Annotated in this window: 20 protein-coding genes and 2 pseudogenes; 9 read left to right on the plus strand and 13 right to left on the minus strand. The window is 57.2% G+C overall.

All coding sequences use genetic code 11. The annotated features are described in order from the left end of the window. Positions 1-5: 5 nt before the first annotated feature. Genes ACXAH3_RS15435 through ACXAH3_RS15445 form a run of 3 tightly spaced genes read right to left on the minus strand, consistent with a single transcriptional unit; the run spans position 6 to position 3,058 of the window. Entirely contained in the window at positions 6-1,094 is a 1,089-nt protein-coding gene (locus ACXAH3_RS15435; RefSeq protein WP_474863039.1) for a FecCD family ABC transporter permease, read from the minus strand. A 6-nt stretch (positions 1,095-1,100) separates the two neighbouring features. Continuing rightward, on the minus strand, positions 1,101-2,012 hold the full coding sequence (locus ACXAH3_RS15440) for a heme/hemin ABC transporter substrate-binding protein (RefSeq protein WP_474863041.1): 912 nt from the start codon (positions 2,010-2,012) through the stop codon (positions 1,101-1,103). Continuing rightward, positions 2,009-3,058 carry a hemin-degrading factor gene (locus ACXAH3_RS15445; RefSeq protein WP_474863042.1) on the minus strand — a complete coding sequence of 350 codons (1,050 nt, stop codon included), beginning with the start codon at positions 3,056-3,058 and terminating at the stop codon, positions 2,009-2,011. Before ACXAH3_RS15445 ends, ACXAH3_RS15440 begins: the two co-directional genes overlap by 4 nt. Before the next feature lie 185 nt (positions 3,059-3,243). On the opposite strand from ACXAH3_RS15445, the gene ACXAH3_RS15450 reads away from it, so the two are divergent. The 8 genes from ACXAH3_RS15450 to ACXAH3_RS15485 all read left to right on the plus strand — a co-directional run bounded on the left by ACXAH3_RS15450 (position 3,244) and on the right by ACXAH3_RS15485 (position 10,692). After that, positions 3,244-5,373 carry a TonB-dependent receptor domain-containing protein gene (locus ACXAH3_RS15450; protein ID WP_474863043.1) on the plus strand — a complete coding sequence of 710 codons (2,130 nt, stop codon included), beginning with the start codon at positions 3,244-3,246 and terminating at the stop codon, positions 5,371-5,373. Between the two features lie 9 nt (positions 5,374-5,382). Further along, positions 5,383-5,844, plus strand: coding sequence for a hypothetical protein (locus ACXAH3_RS15455; protein WP_474863044.1), 462 nt, complete (start codon positions 5,383-5,385; stop codon positions 5,842-5,844). Continuing rightward, positions 5,844-6,494 (plus strand): MotA/TolQ/ExbB proton channel family protein, encoded by a 651-nt coding sequence (locus ACXAH3_RS15460; protein ID WP_474863046.1) that lies wholly within the window; start codon positions 5,844-5,846, stop codon positions 6,492-6,494. Before ACXAH3_RS15455 ends, ACXAH3_RS15460 begins: the two co-directional genes overlap by 1 nt. Then, the gene (locus ACXAH3_RS15465; RefSeq protein WP_474863047.1) at positions 6,484-6,867 is read left to right on the plus strand and encodes a biopolymer transporter ExbD; all 384 of its coding nucleotides are present in this window, start codon (positions 6,484-6,486) and stop codon (positions 6,865-6,867) included. The genes ACXAH3_RS15460 and ACXAH3_RS15465 overlap by 11 nt, the downstream gene beginning before the upstream one ends. Further along, the gene (locus ACXAH3_RS15470) at positions 6,864-7,286 is read left to right on the plus strand and encodes an ExbD/TolR family protein (RefSeq protein ID WP_474863048.1); all 423 of its coding nucleotides are present in this window, start codon (positions 6,864-6,866) and stop codon (positions 7,284-7,286) included. The genes ACXAH3_RS15465 and ACXAH3_RS15470 overlap by 4 nt, the downstream gene beginning before the upstream one ends. Positions 7,287-7,290: 4 nt before the next feature. Further along, positions 7,291-8,106 carry a TonB family protein gene (locus ACXAH3_RS15475; protein WP_474863050.1) on the plus strand — a complete coding sequence of 272 codons (816 nt, stop codon included), beginning with the start codon at positions 7,291-7,293 and terminating at the stop codon, positions 8,104-8,106. 142 nt (positions 8,107-8,248) lie between these two features. After that, a complete protein-coding gene (locus tag ACXAH3_RS15480; protein WP_474863052.1) occupies positions 8,249-9,652 on the plus strand; it encodes a DUF4856 domain-containing protein in 1,404 nt (467 codons plus the stop codon). A gap of 44 nt (positions 9,653-9,696) precedes the next feature. Beyond that, complete coding sequence (locus tag ACXAH3_RS15485; protein ID WP_474863054.1) at positions 9,697-10,692, plus strand: sterol desaturase family protein; 996 nt, start codon at positions 9,697-9,699, stop codon at positions 10,690-10,692. Between the two features lie 40 nt (positions 10,693-10,732). On the opposite strand, the gene bfr is transcribed toward ACXAH3_RS15485, so the two are convergent. The 8 genes from bfr to ACXAH3_RS15525 all read right to left on the minus strand — a co-directional run bounded on the left by bfr (position 10,733) and on the right by ACXAH3_RS15525 (position 16,206). Next, complete coding sequence (gene bfr, locus ACXAH3_RS15490) at positions 10,733-11,218, minus strand: bacterioferritin (protein WP_474863056.1); 486 nt, start codon at positions 11,216-11,218, stop codon at positions 10,733-10,735. A 237-nt stretch (positions 11,219-11,455) separates the two neighbouring features. Then, positions 11,456-11,959, minus strand: a complete 504-nt coding sequence (locus tag ACXAH3_RS15495; RefSeq protein ID WP_474863058.1) for a hypothetical protein — start codon at positions 11,957-11,959, stop codon at positions 11,456-11,458. Beyond that, entirely contained in the window at positions 11,956-12,276 is a 321-nt protein-coding gene (gene hemP, locus ACXAH3_RS15500) for a hemin uptake protein HemP (protein WP_474863059.1), read from the minus strand. Before hemP ends, ACXAH3_RS15495 begins: the two co-directional genes overlap by 4 nt. Before the next feature lie 183 nt (positions 12,277-12,459). Continuing rightward, positions 12,460-12,948 carry a VOC family protein gene (locus ACXAH3_RS15505; protein WP_474863060.1) on the minus strand — a complete coding sequence of 163 codons (489 nt, stop codon included), beginning with the start codon at positions 12,946-12,948 and terminating at the stop codon, positions 12,460-12,462. A 90-nt stretch (positions 12,949-13,038) separates the two neighbouring features. Then, positions 13,039-13,938, minus strand: coding sequence for an EamA family transporter (locus ACXAH3_RS15510; RefSeq protein WP_474863062.1), 900 nt, complete (start codon positions 13,936-13,938; stop codon positions 13,039-13,041). Positions 13,939-13,950: 12 nt separating this feature from the next. Further along, complete coding sequence (locus tag ACXAH3_RS15515) at positions 13,951-14,589, minus strand: DsbA family oxidoreductase (protein ID WP_474863063.1); 639 nt, start codon at positions 14,587-14,589, stop codon at positions 13,951-13,953. Then, positions 14,589-15,212: an NAD(P)H:quinone oxidoreductase gene (wrbA, locus tag ACXAH3_RS15520; protein ID WP_474863065.1), complete on the minus strand. Its 624-nt coding sequence runs from the start codon at positions 15,210-15,212 to the stop codon at positions 14,589-14,591. The genes ACXAH3_RS15515 and wrbA overlap by 1 nt, the downstream gene beginning before the upstream one ends. Positions 15,213-15,318: 106 nt before the next feature. Then, complete coding sequence (locus tag ACXAH3_RS15525; protein WP_474863067.1) at positions 15,319-16,206, minus strand: LysR family transcriptional regulator; 888 nt, start codon at positions 16,204-16,206, stop codon at positions 15,319-15,321. Positions 16,207-16,477: 271 nt separating this feature from the next. Between ACXAH3_RS15525 and ACXAH3_RS15530 the strand changes: the two are divergent. Beyond that, positions 16,478-17,159, plus strand: a pseudogene (locus ACXAH3_RS15530) (IS3 family transposase); the annotation flags it as partial. Between the two features lie 112 nt (positions 17,160-17,271). Here ACXAH3_RS15530 and ACXAH3_RS15535 read toward each other — a convergent pair. Continuing rightward, a pseudogene (locus ACXAH3_RS15535) lies at positions 17,272-17,481 on the minus strand (transposase); the annotation flags it as partial. Between the two features lie 181 nt (positions 17,482-17,662). Beyond that, complete coding sequence (locus ACXAH3_RS15540) at positions 17,663-18,919, minus strand: glycerate kinase type-2 family protein (RefSeq protein WP_474863069.1); 1,257 nt, start codon at positions 18,917-18,919, stop codon at positions 17,663-17,665. Positions 18,920-18,925: the final 6 nt, after the last annotated feature.

An 18,925-nucleotide genomic window follows, 5' to 3' on the forward strand; every position in this document is an offset into this window, starting at 1 on the left:
TCGCCTCACATATCCAGAACGCCGCGGGCGCGCAGAAGGATCCACAGGAATACCGGAGCGCCCAGAACAGCTGTCACGATGCCAATGGGCAGTTCGGCGGGAGCAATGATGTTGCGGCTGATCACGTCGGCCGCCAGCAAAAGTGACGCCCCCAAAAGCGCCGCGTTGGGCAGCAAAAAGCGATGGTCCGGTCCGATGGCCAAGCGCAGCAGATGCGGCACTACGATGCCGATGAAGCCAATGCCACCCGACACAGCCACGGCAGCACCAGTGGCCGCAGCGACGGAAAGGATGCCGATGGATTTCACGCGTTGGATATTGATGCCCAGATGGCCAGCGGCGGCCTCGCCCAAGGCAAGGCCATTCAATCCGCGCGACAGGAACGGGGCGGCAGCAAGTGCCAGCAGAATGATCGGCGCGGAGGTGATGACTTTCGACCACGTGGCCCCAGCCAGTGATCCCATGCCCCAGAAGGTCAGATCACGCAATTGGGCGTCGTTGGCTTTGTAAACCAGAATGCCCGAAACCGCGCCAGCCAGCGCCCCTAACGCAATCCCAGCCAGCAGCATCGTCGCGACCGAGGTACGGCCCTTGCGCGTCGCCACACGATACAGGATCAGCGTCGAGGCCCAGCCCCCAAGGAACGCAGCAACCGGGACAAGGTAGTAGCCCACATAGGCCAATATCCCGATCGGCAAGACGCTGCCCAATACGATAGCCGAGATCGCCCCCAGTCCAGCACCCGCGCTGACGCCCACAAGTCCGGGATCGGCCAACGGGTTGCGAAACAGCCCCTGCATCAGCGCGCCAGATACCGCCAAAGACGCGCCGACCAGCACACCCAGCACCATGCGCGGCAGGCGGATGTCGAACAGAACAACGCGTTCTTGCACAGTCAGGTCATGCCCCTGTGCCCACTGCGCCAGCGCGTTCAGGGGCGACACCCCCGTCGCTCCGAAACTCAGGCTAAGGGCGCACATCACACTCAACAGTGCAAGCTGCACCCAAACCATACGCCGCGCACGGGTGCGTCGGTCGGTGAACGCCGGGCGTGATGGGCTGCGGGCGGGGAACTGTTCTTGCAGGGCGGCCATCGTGGATCAGCCCTCGTTTCCCGGCAAAGCGTCCAGATACTGGCGCAGATCGGCAGCGGCTTTCGCCGTGCGCGGCCCGAAGCCCAACATATAGGCTCCGTCCATTTTGATCAGCGCCTTGTTCAGGCCAGCGGGCGTCAGTTTCAGCGCGGGATGAGACCACAAGGTGTCTTCGGTCGCACCATGGTTTTCTGAGCGGTTCATCATCAAGACCACATCAGGTGCTGCGGTGATAATCGCCTCGTCCGTTAGGATGCGGTATTCGCTAAAGCTCTGCACAGCATTTACTGCGCCGGCCATGTTGATGATCCCGTCGGCGCGAGTATTGGTGCCGGACACATTCAACCGCCCGCCCGGCATCGACAGAACGAACAGAACGCGGGGTTTATAAGTGGCATTGGCATTTGCCGTTGTGATCTGGTCCAGTTCGGCCGTCAGTTCGGCGACAAGTGCAGCCCCTTTTTCATCGACCCCCAGCGCGTGGGCAACAGTTGTGACACGTTCAATGATGCCTTCAGCGTCATAGCGACCGGGGACAGGAACGAACGGGATCTGAGCCGCGTTCAGCAGCTCGATCGTTTCGGGCGGACCCGAACCGGGTTCGGTCAGGATCAGGTCAGGATTGACCGAAAGCACGCCTTCCGGTGCCAAGCGCCGCATATAGCCCACGTCGGGAAGCTCTAACGCTTCGGCCGGATAGACCGATGTGGTGTCGCGCGCGATGATCCGATGTTCCTCGCCAAGGGCATAGATGATCTCGGTCACGGCACCGCCGACCGACACGACGCGCGACGCATCGGGATGGCTATCGTGTGCGTGCACAGGGAGGGCAACAAAGATAAGCGTCAGAAGCGCGACCAGCTGCACGCCGGGGCGCAACAATTGTGTCAGGCGCATATGTCGATTGAAGCGGTTCATGATTGGGCCTCGTCCGTGGTCAGGCTGTCCAGAATATCTTTCCAGATCACAGCGTTCTCTTCAGCGGCGCGACGGAAAGGGAAAATCTGCAGGATAATGCGCCCTTCGCTGTCGAAAGCCTCAAGCGACAGGGCTTCGCCACCATTGGCAAACTTGCGCACGGCATAGATTTCCGCGATGTGGTCCGAACGCAGGTGCATGTCGAAGCGGGGATCCAGCACGTTAAACCAAGGCCCCATGGTCTTCAGGTTCTTGCACTCGCCGCCATGGATTTGAATGCAACCGCGGTTGCCCACAAAGATCATGACGCCAACCCCAGTTTCCGAGATCTTTTCGAACGCCTGTTCAACCGACCCTGCCGCCAACGGGCGCACATAAGGCGCGCCTGCAATTCGGTACGACCCCAGGCGGTTCATCTTCAGTTTGACCAGCACCTTCTGGAACTGGTGTGTGTCGGTCATCTTGTCCCATTCGGCGCGCAGCTCGTCCGCTTTGGCGGGATCGGCAGTCGGGGCTTCCGGTGCACCTTTTTCGCGCAACTCAAGCGTATCGCTTTGGGCATCTTTCCGCAGAGTGGCGACAATACCATCCCACGCGTCATGGTTCGATTCGTCACGCAGATGGATCTTATGCACCGCGTCGCCCACTCCGTTGAAAATCTGGATCGAGCGTTTGATGCCCTTGTCGGTCTCTTTCTCGACCGCGAAAGCATGTTCCCAGAACTTCGGGAAGATGCGCAGGTCGATCTCGGGATCAAGGATCATCGCGGCGTGGCGGCCAGTGTGGTAGTTATTGTAGGTGCCGACACGTTCAATCACGCAAGACGGATTACGTGTCAGAGCCAATACGTCCCCAAGCTTTTCGATTTCGGGCATGATCTTGTCTGGGTGCGCTTCGATCGCTGTGACACCGTTTCCGACATAGGCAGCCACCAGGTCGGCTTCTGTAATGCCAAGGTTTTCGGCAAAGTCCCGATCACGGGTTTTCGGATTATCCGCCCGTTTCTGGCGGATCTGTTCTGGGGACGGCTTTTGGGTATCCAGCATGTGCGTTCCTAGTGGTTGCGCTTCTTGCTGGGGAATACCGTGGCTGAGCATTTGTGATTTCGGCACGTTCTCTTTTAGTTGACAAATTTAGTCAAGTTAAATAATTGCCGCAGCACGAGGACAAATTCGACGCAAGCTTCCTGCCAGCGACTCGGCTTTAAAGAAAAACTAAGGGGAAGTTTGCGATGAGGATTTCGCGTAACACAGTCTTGCTTGGCACAGTCGCTTTGGCCGCTGTGCTGGCAACACCATCATATGCACAGGAAGAAGAAAGCGCGGGTTATCTGACCAATTTGGGGCAGATCATCTTTGGCGCTGGTGCTGAAAAAGTGGCTATAGACGTGCCACAAGCCGTGACCGTGATCGACGAAGATGAGATCGAGAAAGAATCTCCTGACACCATTGGTGACATCGTCAAAAACGTGCCGGGCGTGACCACCGTGGGTTCAGAAAGCTTCTTTGGGGAAAGTCTGAACATCCGCGGCATTGGCGCCGGTGGATCGGCGGACGAGCCGAAAATTGTCATGACCATTGATGGCGTCGGCAAGTATTATGAACAGTACCGCATGGGCTCGATGTTTACCGACCCGTCCTTCTTCAAACGTGTTGAAGTGCTGCGTGGGCCGGCAAGCTCGACCCTTTATGGGGCAGGAGCAATCGCGGGCGTCGTCGCGATGGAAACCAAGGACGCGTCGGACTTTATTAAAGATCCGGATGACACGTTCTCTTTCTTCCAGAAACTTGAATACAAGACCAATGGCAGCGGCAAATCCTCGACCTCGGTTATGGCATTCCGCCCGTCCGAGAATCTCGAGTTCATGGCGGGCTATAACTATCAAGACAGCGCCGAGCTTGAAGATGGCGACGGCGTCGCCATTCCGGGTACCGAAGGAACGCTGGAAACCACTATCGCCAAGGGGACATACACCTTCGGCGATGCCATGGAGCATTCGCTGGAAGCCTCGTATCTGACGACCCGTTCGTTTGTGGATGATCAGCCCTATAACTTGGTGGACTCAACCCTCAGCTGGGGCACCACGGATCGCGATATCGAAGACACCACAGCCTATCTGAAATATGGCTTTGATTCCGCAACCAACGATCTGATCGACCTGTCGGTCCAGTTGTCGTACTCGAACACCGCCGTAGACATGAGCGACGCTCAGGGCACTTTCATCGCGCCTGCTGACTATGCCTATGAAACTGTGACGGTGAAGGTCGAGAACACCGCGGAATGGAGCGGTGCAAACTATGAGAACTTCCTGACCTTCGGGATGAGCCACGCAACGCAAACTCGTTCGGCGGAAATCTCGGAAACTTGGGTGTCGCCGTTTGTGCCAATCCCGACACTTCCGGGAACCGGCTTCTCGTACCATCCCGAAGCTGAAACCAAAACGATTAGCTTCTATGCACAGAACGAGTTTATCTGGAATGATCGCCTGACTGTGATCGCCGGTGGTCGTGTGGACAAGCAAGACACCTCTCCGAATGCAGACACAGTGGCTGCTGCGGCGTTAGAAGACACCAGCAAGACCGGATCGTCCGCAACTTTGGCCGCGCATTACAAGCTGAACGACAGCTGGGCGGTCTTCGGATCTGCGTCTTACACAGAACGCCTTCCCACCGTGGATGAGATCTATGACACGAACAACGGTTTGGCCTCGTTCGACTTGAACACCGAAACCTCGGAGAACTTCGAGATTGGCCTGTCCTACCAAAACCATGACGTCTTCACCTCGGGCGATCAGCTGAGCTTCAAGGCTGTGGCATTCCGCAACAACATGCTTGGCCAAATCGCTACGAACTCGGGACTTGAGGTCGTGAACGGACGCATTCCCAGCAAAATCAACCTTGGTGCAACCCGCATCGAAGGTCTTGAACTGGAAGCCGCCTATGACAGCGAAAAGGTCTTCGGGTCGTTGGCCTATTCGAAGCTGAACGGTCAGAACCTGTCGGACCCCACCGCGATCAATGCCGACCTTGCCAACGTCCTTCCGGCGGACAACATATCGTTGACGCTGGGCTATCGCCCCGTGGATACGGTCGAGCTGAGCTGGCGCGTGTCGCATTCGACCGATGCAAGCTATACCACGGTTGATCCTTTCACCGGCGCATCCGCCATTGTGACCTCGGACGCACATACCGTGCATGACATCTTTGCCAGCTGGAAACCCGATGATGGCGCATTGGAGGGGGCAGAGCTGCGCGTCGGTGTACACAACGTCTTTGACCTTGATTACAAGACCCACCTTGCATCCAGCAGCGCGAAAAGCGCGGGTCGCCAGATCAGCTTCGGCATCTCGAAAACTTTCTAAGAGGACAACATGAAACGCCACAGCATATCGACCGTTTTCAAGAATGCGCTTGTATCCACAACCATATTGTGGAGCGCTGTGGCAGGGCCGGCATTGGGGGAAACCTCGGTGCCGGCGCCAAACTCTAAAACCACGCTGGCGATCGAGTTGAACAGCACTGAGCAGCTCGATACTGCTTGTCGTTTGACCTTCACCGCCATGAACAGCAGCGAACAGGATCTCAGCGCCGTGGTGCTGGAAACCGTGTTGTTCGGGCCCGACGGCGCAGTGATCACTCTTTCCTTATTTGATTTTCAGGACCTCCCCACCAGCAAGCCGCGCGTCCGCCAGTTCGATATGGCTGGGACCACGTGCGACAGCATCGGGCAAATCCTGATCAACGGCGTTGCCACATGCGATGGCAGCACGCCTACGGCATGTCAGGATGCGTTGACGCTGAGCAGCCGAACCAAGCTTGAGGTACTGGGCTGATGGAATTTCTTCTGAACATCCAATCTCGGATTGCCGAGTTCGTGGCCCTTGGCGGGCCAGTGGTGGCGCTGCTCTTGCTGATGTCGGTCGTGTCGCTGGCGACAGTTATCTACAAAGTCGCACAATTTCGCGCGCGCGGAGTCGGGCGACGCAAGTCACTTGAGACTGCCTTGCAGGCGTGGGATCGCAGCCAGCCGGATGTGGCCAGACAGGATGTCAGCGCCAGCCGAAACCACCTGAAAACCTTTGTCGGTGAAGCGCTAGAGAACGTAAATCACGGCAACAATCACGCTTTGGCCCAACGGCTTATCGCGCGGTCCGAAGAAAGCCTGACCCAATTGGAAAAAGGGTTTCGCCTGCTGGATACCATCGCGCAGGTGGCCCCATTGCTGGGACTTTTTGGCACCGTTCTGGGCATGATCGAAGCTTTTCAGAACTTGCAGGATGCTGGGTCGTCGGTGGATCCAAGCCTGCTGGCAGGTGGGATCTGGGTCGCCTTGATGACCACCGCTGTTGGGCTGGCTGTAGCCATGCCGACGCAGCTTCTCCTGACATGGCTTGAGACGCGCATTTCGGACGAACGTATCTTTGCTGATAAGGCCATTCATTCGGTTCTATACAAGGTGAAAGCCCAGGATCATGCGGCGTAACGCGGGGTTCAACCGGGGGCGGTTGACCCTGACCCCTTTGATTGACGTGATCTTCTTGCTGTTGCTTTTCTTCATGCTCAGCTCGACCTTTTCGCGCTTTGCAGAGGTGCAACTGATGCAATCTGGATCAGGGAACGTGCAGCCCGATGCAGACACCAAAACGCAGTTTGTGCGGTTGACCCAACACGGGGTTACGCTGAACGGCGTCCCCATTGATTTCGCCGACCTGACACCGGACCTGACCAAAGCCGTGGGCGACGAGCCGGGCCGCGGGCTGTTGGCCTTGGGGCCAGAAGTTCAGGCGCAACTTTTCGTGGACGCTCTTGCGCGAATGCAGGCGGTGCCCAAGTTTACAGTTGTGGTGCTGCAATGAGACGCCCACGCCCCGAACGCAGGAAATCCGAACCCACGATTGCTTTGATCAATGTGGTGTTTCTTCTGTTGGTGTTCTTCCTGATCGCTGGCCAGCTTAGCCCACCGATTGATCGGGATATCGAGCTGCCCGAGGTCAAAAACCTGTCCCCCGCCCAAGCGCCCGACGCGCTGGTGATCGCAGAGGACGGCACGCTGACGTATCAGGGCAGCGTCATCGAATTGGATGCGTATTGGCAGCAGCATTCCCAATCCGCCTTAGATGCCGACGACGATGTGCCGCCCGCAGACCGGCTGCGTCTGGTTCCTGATCGCCGCGTACCCGCCGCAGACCTTCTGGCTGTGGCCAACGAACTGCGCAGCCTGGGCGCCCGCGACATTTGGATCGTAACCCAGCACGGGCTGGAAGCCGAGGGTTAAGCCGATGACGCGCAAGCACATTTTCGCAGCTGTGACAGTCGTGATCTCGGCCGGGGTGCATGGGATCGGGTTCGGAGTGGGAGCAGGCGAGCAGCCCGTCGAACTGGCAGGTGGGGCACCCGAACAAGTCGCCATGCTGGGCAACAGCTTCGCAGATATGGCCGCCGGAATGGTCTCTCCGACCAGTGCTACGCCCGATGTCACAACGCCTGTTAAGTCTGATCAGACAGATGCAAAACCAGTTGAACCAGAGGTGGCACAAACGCCGGTGACAACCCCGCCTTCACCGGTTCAGAACCAACCCGCAGTACGACCAACGCCCCGTAAGGTAACGCCGGTTCAAAAACCCGTACAGAAACCAGTTGCAAAACCTGTGCCAAAGGAACGTCCCAAGCCGAAAGTCGAGCGGCCAAAGCGAACCGAGCAACCGAAACCAGACGCCAAACCGACACCGCGTGGAAACTCGGATCAGTCCGGACGAAAAGGGCAAAGTGATGGGCGCAGCGATGCCAAACGGGAAACTAGCGGTCAGGCGAAAGGGAACAACGCGCAGGCTGGAAACGCCGCCGTGGCGAATTATCCGGGCAAAGTTTGGCGCAAACTGAACCGAACCAGAAAGCAAGGCAAAGGGCGCGGCAAGGCGGTTGTCGGGTTCACCGTTGCGGCGTCTGGAGGCGTGGCCAAAGTGTGGTTGGTCCAATCGTCTGGAAATGCCAAACTGGATGCTGCCGCCTTGAAACATGTCCATCGGGCGGCCCCCTTCCCGCCGCCTCCGAAAGGGGCACGGCGTCAGTATTCTTTTGAATATGTCGGAAGGTAAGTCGTTTGGCTGGGTGCGCACAGTTCGGCGCGGCTATATTTGAGGCTCTTGGCAATGCTTCCTTGACATCACGCTCTCATTAACCGAGTAAATAACTCGGATATAACCCGACACTTTTTGTCGGATAGAGTGAGAAACCAAGATGCGAACATCGAAATTCAAACAAACCACCTTCCTTATCGCGGGCATGATGCTTGCCGGTGCCGCTTATGCGGACAGCGCATATGGCCCGTATCCAGTAACCCTGAAAGGCTATGAAGGCGACAAGACGAACTCGGTTTCTTATTCGGGTCAAATCGCGCGCCACGTGCTGCATGACAGCCTGAAAAAACTGGCAGGCAAGGGTGACGGCGGCGCAAACGCTGCTGATCTGGAAGCGCAGATGCTGGCCTATTTCATGGGCGGCAATCCTGATCTGGCGATTATCGCCCCTGCCGACAAAGACCCGATCGACGTCAAACAGTCCACCCTGGGCGAAATTTCGGGCAGCGCAAACCTGGACGGCAAGTTCTATAACGGTGCGATGGCGGCTTGGCCGGGCAACCTGACGGGCAAAGACGTGATCAAGAACATGATCGCCCACGCTGCCAAATCGAATGGCGGCTTTGACGCCGAGACAGGTTATGACTGGGGTCAGCTGATCTCGAAATTCACGATGGGCGCAGTGTCTTACCACCAAGCTGTCGACAACTATCTTGATGAAAAGATGGAAGCCGACAACAAGCCGAACGGCGCCCCCTATAGCGACGGCGCGCATTATACCGGAAAAGAACATTCGTGGGACGAAGCATTTGGCTATTGGGGTGCGGCTGCACATTCGATCCAGCTGAGCGCTGACGACAACTATAACGTTGCCAAGCAAGCTGAAGGGTCGCTGGGCGACGCGAATGGCGACGGGATGATCGACTTGAAAACCGAGTACGTGTTTGGCCCGGCTTACTATGCTGCTGGTGCGGACAAGGGCGACAAAACGCAATATCTGCCGACCATCTTCAACGCATTCGTTGACGGTCGTAAGCTGATCACCTCAGCCGCGGGCGAAAACCTGACCGCCGAGCAATTGGCTCAGTTGCAAGGTTACGCTGCTGTCATCGCCGACAACTGGGAAAAAGTGCTGGCCGAGGCAGCATTCAAATATGCCGGTTCGGTTTATAAGGACATCAACACCCTGCAAGAAGCGGCTGACGATGAAGCCAAAACCAAGGCGTTCCGCAACTATGCCAAGCACTGGGGCGAGCTGAAAGGCTTTGTCATGGCGCTGCAAACCGGCAAGAACAATCTGGGCGAAACCGCTGTCAAGCTGAACGACCTGACTCTGTTCGGTCCGGTCACGCTGGACAACAGCTATGTCACCGGTGTCGATGCCGACGGCAACTTCGTCAAAGAGCGTCGCATGACCTGGAGCGACTATCAGCTGAACATGCTGAAAGTTCAGCAGCTTCTGTCGGACACCTTCGGCCTTGAGGCCCGCGCCAACGACCAGCTGGCTGACCTTGAAGGTCTGGCCGAAAAGCTGGGTGCCGCGGCGAACGCTGAAACCGACTAAGATACTGGGCGGGCGGCGTTTCACATGCCGCCCGCATCCTTCCGTTGGAAATCTTTGACTACATATCCACGGTCTTTTCCGACTTCGCCGATCCAAAGAAACGCATCTTTGTCGGCTATCTTTTCCTGTCTCTGTTGATCGCCTTTCTTTGGCTTTTGATTGTACGCCGCGAAGGCCTGCGCCATACCTTGGCCAAGCTGTTTAGCAAGCGGATTTTCTTTTCTGGCTCTGCCCGGGCTGATTATAAGATCTTCGTGATAAACCGCGCCTTCTCGCTGTTCATCTCACCGCTTTTGATCACCCAACTGACCATCGCGACTGCGATCTATTACTTCCTGCACGGGTTGGATTTCGTGTCACCCGGGTCTGCATCCATCATTGGCAAAACCGCCATCGTCGCGCTGTTTTCCATAGTGATGTTCATGGTCGACGACCTGACCAAGTACTTGGTTCATCGCTGGATGCACCATTGGCCGATGCTGTGGGCCATTCACAAAGTCCACCACTCGGCCGAGACCCTAACCCCCGTCACCGTCTATCGCGTCCACCCGCTTGAGGGGGTGCTTTATGGCCTGCGCAGTGCCTTTGCCCAAGGCGCTGTCATGGCGCCCTTCGTGTTTTTCTTTGGGGATTCGGTGGACCTTTACACCGTGCTTGGCGTGAATGTGCTGGTGTTTGTCTTCCACGTGACCGGGTCAAACCTAAGACATTCGCATATCGACATTCGCTATTGGCCGTGGCTTGAGCATATCCTGATTTCGCCTGCACAGCACCAGTTGCACCATTCGGTCGCCGAAGAACATTTCGACAAGAATTTCGGGGCCGCCTTGGCTGTGTGGGATTGGTTGTTTGGCTCGCTCCACCTGTCCGAGCACAACAAAGAGCTCAAATTCGGCCTGCCCGAAACCGAAGCCAGCGCTACCAATATTCTGGATATCTATCTGCGTCCATTTGCAGATATGGGCCGTGTGTTGCGCCGTCGCTATCGCAAATTGCGCCGCCGATTTGCCCCCCCTGAGACGACCACCCCAGCAGAATAGACCCTGAGCGCGCGGGACAATTTGCCCCGCGCATTCCGGATTATTCGGCTTCGTCGTAGGTCGACGCGTTCAATTGCATATAGTTGGCTTCGCCCAGCTTGTTATAAAGCTCGATCTGGGTTTCAAGGAAGTCGATGTGGCCCTCTTCGTCCGCCATCAGCTCTTCAAACAGCTTCATAGACACATAGTCGCCAGCATCGTTGCAAATATCTCGCGCCTTTTTGTAAAGCGCACGCGCGCTCTCTTCGCCCGCAAGGTCAGCCTCGAGCGTTTCCTGAACGTTCTGTCCGATGCGCAGCGGGTCCAGTTTTTGCAGATTCGGGTGGCCGCCCAATGTGATGATCCGCGTGATCAGCTTGTCCGCGTGTTCCATCTCTTCGATGCTTTCTTCGCGGCTTTTCTTGGCCATTTTGCCAAGGCCCCAGTCTTCCTGAAGCCGGTAGTGCAGCCAATACTGGCTTACTGCGGTAAGTTCATGCCTCAACGCGTCATTGAGAACGTCAATAACCTTGGGATCGCCCTTCATACTGAATTCCTTCGTCATCTGGCAGCCGGAAAGGTTGCTGGTTGGTAGGGATTTTCAGGCTAGGGTTTTTTCGCATCGTTTCCAAGAACAAAGGCATACACCCGCCGCAATCGGCCTGTTTGCCTAGCGCGTGATAGATCTTACCGGGCGTGATCAGCGTTTCCGGGTCCGAGGCCCGCATCCAGTCAATGGCGGCGTGGATATCTGTGCACGCGATGTGTTGGCAACTACATACGATCATTTGATGACTTTCAGTTGGGCGCGATCTGGGCAGATGAACCGTGAGGGGCAAGCAACAGGGCATGACGTCACGGTTTCACGGGCTCGTTCCGCAAGCATCTGCCCCAAAACGCGCAAGGCTCCGACGGCTTGATGAGCCGCCGGTCCACGTCGCAAAAGGGGGCTGTCGCCGACAGGCGACCCTTCTTCGTTTTGGCTGGCCTCTAGCATCGCGACCAAAGACAGCTCATCGGCCGAGACACCACTTGCGTCAGGCGTAAGAACCCGAAGTTGAATATGCCCATGCGGGCCGAAGATGCGTTCAAGATCCTCAAGCGCGGCCACAACACATCTGGCCCGCTTGGTGCCCAATTGGACCGGCAGGGCAAGGCGCACATTCGCCTGAAGCGACTGTCCCCAAAACCAAAGCCGGATCAACCGCAGTGCTTCAGCGCTGACGGTGCCAAGACCAGAAAACCGGCTGCACGTCTTGGAAAGTTGAGGCTTGGGGAACGCGTTCATTTGGTCAGGATCAACTTTCCAGAACGCGTGATGCTAAGGGTGTAGACTTTGCCGTCATAACAAATGCGCGCGCGATTTCCGCCTTCGGTCAGCGCAACGGCATCGTGGACCGGTTGCAAATCCGAGGCCCCTTGTGGGCTGTTTTCTTCATTTGTGCTCATCTCGCGCCGTCCGTTTTCTCTTTCCATGGCGTCACTCACCCAGTCCATTCGCTCTGACTCGACGCAGTCTCCTAACGTCACCAACCGTTCGAACTCGGCCAAATCGAATCGCCCCTCCAACGAAGAAATCCGATGTGTTCCAAAGACCTTACCCATCTGTCTGGTCCTACTTGCGATGTTCTGGACACCTTGATGCAAGTAACTTACAAAATTTATCGGATTTATCAATCCCTACTTAATTAGTCAGATAAATTGTGACGACAACTGCCACTCACAGCCGACATAAAGCCGGGGACGGGTGGAATTTACCCCCGCGGATCAGTCCCACCTTGAAGAATTTTAGGTATCGCCCGTTTCGCGCGGTTCCTTCGCGACGAGCTCAACAGTGTTTCCATCCGGATCTTTGGTAAAGACACCGCGCCAGCCAACCCACGCGAATGTCTCGACATAGTATTCCAGCCCTTGATCCTCATACCACGCGACAACAGCCTCTTGTTCTTCCCAAGGCAGGCTGAGCGCAAGATGATGTAAAGACGAGCCCGGACCGGTGGCTGGAGGCTTGGTGCCAGCCTTCGTGTTCCCAGCACCTTCGATGTCATGCCGGAACAGGGCAAGCACGGCAGTATGACCGGCAAAGCCCTCGGCGATGCGAAAGAACACGATATCGCCGTTTTCGGGGTCGTTCATCAGTTCAAGCCCGATCACATCGCGATAGAATTCGACCATGGCATTAAGATCAACGCACCTAATGGCGATCTCGCCAAGCGCACGGACGGTGAATCCTCGGTTAGCCCTTACATCTCTCCTTTTCGTTATGTCGTACTGCATGGTCTGGCGTCTGTGATCCTGCGGTTTTGGCGGGTCCCTGTGCAAGCAGCGACCCGTGAAAGCCCAACTGCCAGACCAACAAGCCCATGATCAGACGTTGCCGGCAGACGATGGCGTGCGCGGCAAGGGCATGACATTGGACCCGACCCTGTTTGCCCTCTGGCCTGCCCAGACAGAGCCAAGGACGATGACCGCACCAAGGGATTGCAAAGGCGAAAGGGTTTGCCCCAGCACCACCCAGCCAAGCAGAACCGCGGTTAGCGGGCTCATCATGCCCAACATCGAGATTGCGCCGGGTTCAATCCGCGCGACGCCCCGGAACCAAAGCGCATAGGTCGCCGCTGCGCCAATAAGACCAAGCCAGATCAGCCCGGCGAAGTTGGCCCCGGTCAGCGGCGGCAAGGACGGCTCGGCAATCAGTGCAAGCGGCAACAGGATAAGCCCCCCTGCGGTAAGCTGCCAGGCGGTAAAGCTCAGTGCAGACACCGGCGGCTGCCATTTGCGGCTTAGCACCGTACCCGCCGCCATCGAGGCCGCACCGCCAAGACCAGCAGCAATACCGATGGGATCAAGTGCCGCTTCGGGGCCAATCAACATAAATGCAACGCCGAGCACTCCGGTAGCGGCCGCAACAACCGCGCCAGCCCTAATCGGCGTGCCGATCCAGCCGCGCGCCATAAGGATGACCATCATCGCTTGCAGCGAACCCAGTGTCGCGGCAACCCCGCCGGGAAGTCGATAAGCGGCAACGAAAAGAAGCACCCAGAACAGGGCAAAGTTGAAGCTACCAAGCAGGAAAACACGGCCAAGCCATGCCCGAGGCGGCACGCACCGTGTGATCGCAAGCAGCAAAAGCCCGGCAGGCAGCGCACGCAGCGCCGCAAGCGTTATTGGATAGCCCGCTGGCAAAGCCTCGGTTGTGACAAGATAGGTGCTGCCCCAGATCACTGGGGCAAGCGCGGTTAGAAATATATCGCTGGAACGTGTCATGAAGGTCTCCTTTCAAGCAACAAGAAAGAGGGCGGCGCGCAACTGTGCGGCCAGATCCTCGCGCGGTCCGTTGACAAGGCGCGCGCCTGTCTCGCGGACAATCAGCGTGGGAACATGGCGGACCTGAAGCCTGCGTGCCTGTTGTCGGTCGGACTCGACAGCTTGCGCGGTCATTGGGTCGTCAAACGCATTGGCAAAGGCTGCGGCTTCAAAACCTGCGTCACAGGCCACGGCCAGCACGGTTTCGGGGTCTGCGATGTTGCGGGCTTCGCTAAGATGGGCGCGTTGCAGGCGATCGAACATGTCCCAATGCGCGGCCTGTCCGCCAATCCGTTCAGCGGCCTTACAGCCGAGAGCAGCGACCATGCCGTGTGGATAGTCGAAGGGCGCGGCTCGCATTGCTTCGATGTCAACCAAACTAGGTTGGTCGCTAACCTCGCGGCACGCTGCCCAATGCCCCAGAATTGTATCACGGGCATCTTCAGGGGCGCCCCACCGCGTGGCCATTTCGGCGCGGCTGGCTTGCAAAACAAAGGTCCGGTGGTGAATGTCGAGGTCGAACTCGCTTGTCAGGTCTCGCATCCGTGATGAGATGTTGAAGCACCAGCAGCAGACGACGTCATGGAAGAAATCAATGGTCAGGGTCGGCATCACGCGGCCTTCTCTTGCCAATCCGCCCCAGCGAGACGAGACGCGATCCGGGCGACATGCGCGCCTTGAAAACGTGCCCCTTCAAGGTCGATCTCCGATGGTGCACGCGAGCCATCGGCCCCGGCTATCGTACCCGCGCCATAGGGCGCGCCACCCACGATTTCCTCGGCCGACTTCTGACCAGTATAGGTGTAAGGCATCCCGGCAATCACCATGCCGAAGTGCTGAAGCGGGATTTGCGTGGACAGCAAAGTCGCCTCGTGACCGCCATGCTGTGACCCGGTCGAGGCGAAGACCGCCGCAACCTTGCCCACAAGCGCATTTCGCGCCCAAAGCCCACCGGCCTGATCAAGAAACGACTTCATCTGACCAGCCATCATGCCAAACAGTGTCGGTGTTCCAAAGATAATGGCGTCATAGGCCTCCAGATCGGCAGGCGAGGCCACAGGTGTCTCGTCCGCTGCAAACCCGGCGTTTTGCCGGATCTCATCGGGGATAGTTTCAGGCACGCGGCGCAGATCAACATGGGTGCCGGGCACCGAGCGTGCGCCTTCGGCCTCGGCTTGGGCCAGGGCGCGGACATGGCCGTAGCTGGAGTAATAAAGAATAAGAATGCGAGTCATGGGATCCTCTTAGGCTTAAGGTTTCGATGCCTCAGAGGATGGGGTATGGCGCAGTCGGGATTAAGCGGCGCGCGCTCACTTCATTCTTTACACTCGTTGAAGAATGTCAGGGGTGCAGCGCCGCCCGCAGATGGTCAAGAAATGCCGTTACCTTGGCGTCCATGCCAAGACGCGATGCGGTCACGGCATATATTTCCGGGGCGGGCAGTTCCCAATCCGGCAGCACGCGGACCAACGCGCCAGATGCAACCGCATCGCTGGAAACGAAATCCGGCAACGTGCCGATACCTTCACCCGAGATCAGCAGGTCGCGCAAAACAAGGCTGTTGCCGACACGGATGGGCGGATCAAGATCCACCGTTACCGTTTCAGAAGAACCGTGAAGGGTCCAGTTGGTAAGGTGGTCAGCCAGCAGAAAGCCGATGACACGATGGTCAGCAACATCCTGCGGTGTTTCGGGGCTTCCGAACCGCTCCAGATACGAGGGCGCTGCAAAAATCTGTTGCCGCATCGTCCCCAGCTTGCGTGCCACCAGTGCAGAATCCGGCATGGCGGCCCGGATACGGATCGAGACATCGAAACCACCTTCAACCATGTCGACCACCCGGTCGTCCATCGACAATGTCAGCCGCAGGTCGGGATAAGCGTCAAGAAAATCCGGCAGGAATGGTGCGATCACAGTTTGCCCAAATGAACTGGAAGCGTTCACCTTAAGATGGCCACGCACCGCGCCAGCACCTTCGCGAATACGCGTCTCGGCCTTGGACACCGCATCAAGGATGCTGGCCGCTTCATCATAAAAAAGCTGCCCGGCGTCAGTCACCGACATCGAACGTGTCGTCCGGGTCAGCAACACCGTGCCCAGACTTTCCTCAAGCAATTTTACCTCTCGGCTCAGAAGCGCGGGCGACACTCCCAAATCCTCTGCCGCACGCGCAAAACTGCCGCGTTCAACGATGCGACGAAAGGCATTCATGACAGAGAGCTTGTCCATGTATCGCGTCCATTATTCCAAGTGGAAAATAGCTTTGTTCGACGTGTTTCGTCGATAAATACTATGGATCAAGATCGAACGCCAACGCGCTGACATTTTGGAATACGCAAAACCCTTCATCTGATTGGGCGTATTAAATTTGGGACCATCCCGGTCCAAAGAAAGGCGCGCCCGAACCGATTGCGGCGATGCCAGTGGAAATACCCTTACGGCGCAAATGTTAGAGCAAATTCGCTAGCCAGATGAGTTCAAGATCAACGCAGTGGCTAAGGTCAAAGACGCGTGGAAAGACAGTGGCAAGATTTACGGCTACCGCAAAATCTATGACGACCTGATCGATATTGGCGAGGCAGTGTCAGAGATACGCGTTGCCCGTTTGGCCCGCCTTGCAGGCATTCAGGCGCAGATTGGCAACAAGAAGAAGCCCGAAGTGTACGGCGGCAAGCCATCCGTCGTGGTCGACAACACGCTGGATCGACAATTCACGGCCGATGCCCCGGATCGCGCTTGGGTGACAGATATCACCTATCTACGGGCGCATGAGGGCTTCGCGTATCTCTGCGTGGTCATTGATCTGTTCTCGCGGCGTTTTGTTGGGTGGGCGGTCCAGTCTCGCCAGACATTAGAACTTGCTGTGAAGGCTTTGCTGATGACGACTTGGCCTAGAACGCCCGGACCTGGTCTGCTGATCCACTCCAACCAAAGTGCCCACTTCACAAGCCGTGAATGGGCTGCCTTCCTACGTGAATATGGATTGGAACATTCCACGAGCCGCCGGGGAAATTGCCATGATAATGCCGTGGCCGAGAGCTTCTTTCAGCTTCTAAAAGCGGGAGAAAGTTCGACGCCGGAAATACCGGACGCGCGAAGAAGCCCGGCGAGATATGTTTGAGTACATCGAGCTGTTCTACAACCCAAAACGCAAGCACACGAACAACGGCATGCTGTCGCCCCCTTTCACACGCGCTTTGCATGTGTTGCAGACAATGGTAGACTTCGAAAAAGACAGGTCAAACTGGAAAAGGCAGGTGTCTAGAAAACTAGATGCACCTCAAACATCTGTTATGCCAACAGCTTCTTGAGCTTGGCATTCTCAGTCTCAAGCGCTCGCAACCTCTTGGCATTTGACGGCTCCATCCCGCCATGTTTGGATCTGTATTTATAGAACGTGCCCTGGCTAATCCCATAGCGCCTGCATACGCCAGCTGTCTGCTCGCCAGCTTCCTGCTCATTCATCATCTGGATGATCTGCTCGTCGGTGAATCTCGTCTTCATTTATCCGTCCTTCAGTTGGGCGGACTCTACACAAAACTGGAGGAGATTCAGGGGCGCAGGTCAGTATCTGTGCTCTGATTGTCTGTAAAATTTTTCCCGAAGCGGCCCACAAGTCCTCCATCTCCAATTTACAAAGGGTATTTTTCGAAGGGTGGAACAACACCCAGAGGAACAGCTCATTTCAGATAACAAGGACAGCTCGGAAATCATTCACATTGGTGAGCGTCGGCCCAGTGTGAAGAAGAGAATCCAGTTTTCGAAAGAATGTGTAGCTATCGTGTGACAACAGGTAGTCTTCAGGATCAAGTCCTGCGCCGCGGGCCTTGACCAGGCAGTCCGGACCAATGATGGCCCCGGCCGCGTCTTCGTTTCCGTCGATCCCGTCAGTGTCGGCAGCGATTGCATAGATATCCTCACATGAGGAAAGCGCAAGCACGAGCCCAAGGAGGAACTCTGTGTTTCGCCCGCCCTTGCCGTGGTGATCTGTTCCAATCGTAACGGTGGTTTCGCCTCCGGAGATCAAGATCGCGGGCGCTTTCAACGGCGTTCCGTGCGTTCGAATAGCCTTTGCGATGCCGGCCATCACGGTGCCGAGCTCGCGTGCTTCACCTTCCAGCGCATCGCCTAGAAGTACAGGCGAGATATCGGCGTCTCGCGCGACTTGTGCGGCAGCCTCCAGCGCTATTTGTGGAACTGCTATGAGCCGGAAATCCGCGTCAAAATGCGGCGCAGGTCCTGGCTCGGCGAGGAGTATGCGCCTTGCCGCTGCCGGAATGGTTTGGCCAAGGCGTTCAACAATGGCGGTCAGGTCATCCCCGGCCGTTGGATCCGGGACTGTCGGCCCAGACGCAATGGCCTCAGGGTTGTCTCCAGGAACGTCCGATATTGCCAATGTAACGATTTTCGCCGGATGGGCCGCTTCGGCAAGGCCGCCCCCCTTTATCAGCGATAGGCGGCGTCGCACTCGGTTCATATCGTCAATCGTTAAGCCAGACCGCAACAACGTTTTGTTCACCGCGACTTCGTCGTCGATGGTGAGAGGCGGTCGGGGCATCGGCATCAGCGCGGAGCCCCCCCCGGAGATGAGAGCCAGCACCAAATCCCCTTCTCGTGCCTGCTGGGCCGCCTCCAGTATTTCACGGGCCGCCGAGAGGCCGGCCTCATCTGGCACCGGGTGTGATGCTTCCCGTACTGTGATCCTGTCTGTAGCCGTCGCATGGCCATAGCGCGTGACGACAACACCTGAGAGGTCAACATCAGGCCAAGCCACTTCCACGGCGCGCGCCATACTTGCGGCAGCCTTGCCGGCACCCACAACGATGCAGCGTCGCGTCGGCTTTTCTGGCAAGTGCTGCGCGAGAACCTTTGCCGGATCCGCCGCCGAGATTGCTGCGTCAAGCATGCGGCGAAGCAAGAGCTGCGGATCAGAAACGCTCATCACACC

This window comes from Aliiroseovarius sp. ABM4_368 (assembly GCF_056161205.1).

Excerpts from the sequence above, each read along its gene's own strand:
- ACXAH3_RS15435 (WP_474863039.1), bottom strand. The coding sequence starts at position 1,094 with ATGGCCGCCCTGCAAGAACAGTTCCCCGCCCGCAGCCCATCACGCCCG.
- ACXAH3_RS15440 (WP_474863041.1), bottom strand. The coding sequence starts at position 2,012 with ATGAACCGCTTCAATCGACATATGCGCCTGACACAATTGTTGCGCCCC.
- ACXAH3_RS15445 (WP_474863042.1), bottom strand. The coding sequence starts at position 3,058 with ATGCTGGATACCCAAAAGCCGTCCCCAGAACAGATCCGCCAGAAACGG.
- ACXAH3_RS15450 (WP_474863043.1), top strand. The coding sequence starts at position 3,244 with ATGAGGATTTCGCGTAACACAGTCTTGCTTGGCACAGTCGCTTTGGCC.
- ACXAH3_RS15455 (WP_474863044.1), top strand. The coding sequence starts at position 5,383 with ATGAAACGCCACAGCATATCGACCGTTTTCAAGAATGCGCTTGTATCC.
- ACXAH3_RS15460 (WP_474863046.1), top strand. The coding sequence starts at position 5,844 with ATGGAATTTCTTCTGAACATCCAATCTCGGATTGCCGAGTTCGTGGCC.
- ACXAH3_RS15465 (WP_474863047.1), top strand. The coding sequence starts at position 6,484 with ATGCGGCGTAACGCGGGGTTCAACCGGGGGCGGTTGACCCTGACCCCT.
- ACXAH3_RS15470 (WP_474863048.1), top strand. The coding sequence starts at position 6,864 with ATGAGACGCCCACGCCCCGAACGCAGGAAATCCGAACCCACGATTGCT.
- ACXAH3_RS15475 (WP_474863050.1), top strand. The coding sequence starts at position 7,291 with ATGACGCGCAAGCACATTTTCGCAGCTGTGACAGTCGTGATCTCGGCC.
- ACXAH3_RS15480 (WP_474863052.1), top strand. The coding sequence starts at position 8,249 with ATGCGAACATCGAAATTCAAACAAACCACCTTCCTTATCGCGGGCATG.
- bfr (WP_474863056.1), bottom strand. The coding sequence starts at position 11,218 with ATGAAGGGCGATCCCAAGGTTATTGACGTTCTCAATGACGCGTTGAGG.
- ACXAH3_RS15495 (WP_474863058.1), bottom strand. The coding sequence starts at position 11,959 with ATGAACGCGTTCCCCAAGCCTCAACTTTCCAAGACGTGCAGCCGGTTT.
- hemP (WP_474863059.1), bottom strand. The coding sequence starts at position 12,276 with ATGGGTAAGGTCTTTGGAACACATCGGATTTCTTCGTTGGAGGGGCGA.
- ACXAH3_RS15505 (WP_474863060.1), bottom strand. The coding sequence starts at position 12,948 with ATGCAGTACGACATAACGAAAAGGAGAGATGTAAGGGCTAACCGAGGA.
- ACXAH3_RS15510 (WP_474863062.1), bottom strand. The coding sequence starts at position 13,938 with ATGACACGTTCCAGCGATATATTTCTAACCGCGCTTGCCCCAGTGATC.
- ACXAH3_RS15515 (WP_474863063.1), bottom strand. The coding sequence starts at position 14,589 with ATGCCGACCCTGACCATTGATTTCTTCCATGACGTCGTCTGCTGCTGG.
- wrbA (WP_474863065.1), bottom strand. The coding sequence starts at position 15,212 with ATGACTCGCATTCTTATTCTTTATTACTCCAGCTACGGCCATGTCCGC.
- ACXAH3_RS15525 (WP_474863067.1), bottom strand. The coding sequence starts at position 16,206 with ATGGACAAGCTCTCTGTCATGAATGCCTTTCGTCGCATCGTTGAACGC.
- ACXAH3_RS15540 (WP_474863069.1), bottom strand. The coding sequence starts at position 18,919 with ATGAGCGTTTCTGATCCGCAGCTCTTGCTTCGCCGCATGCTTGACGCA.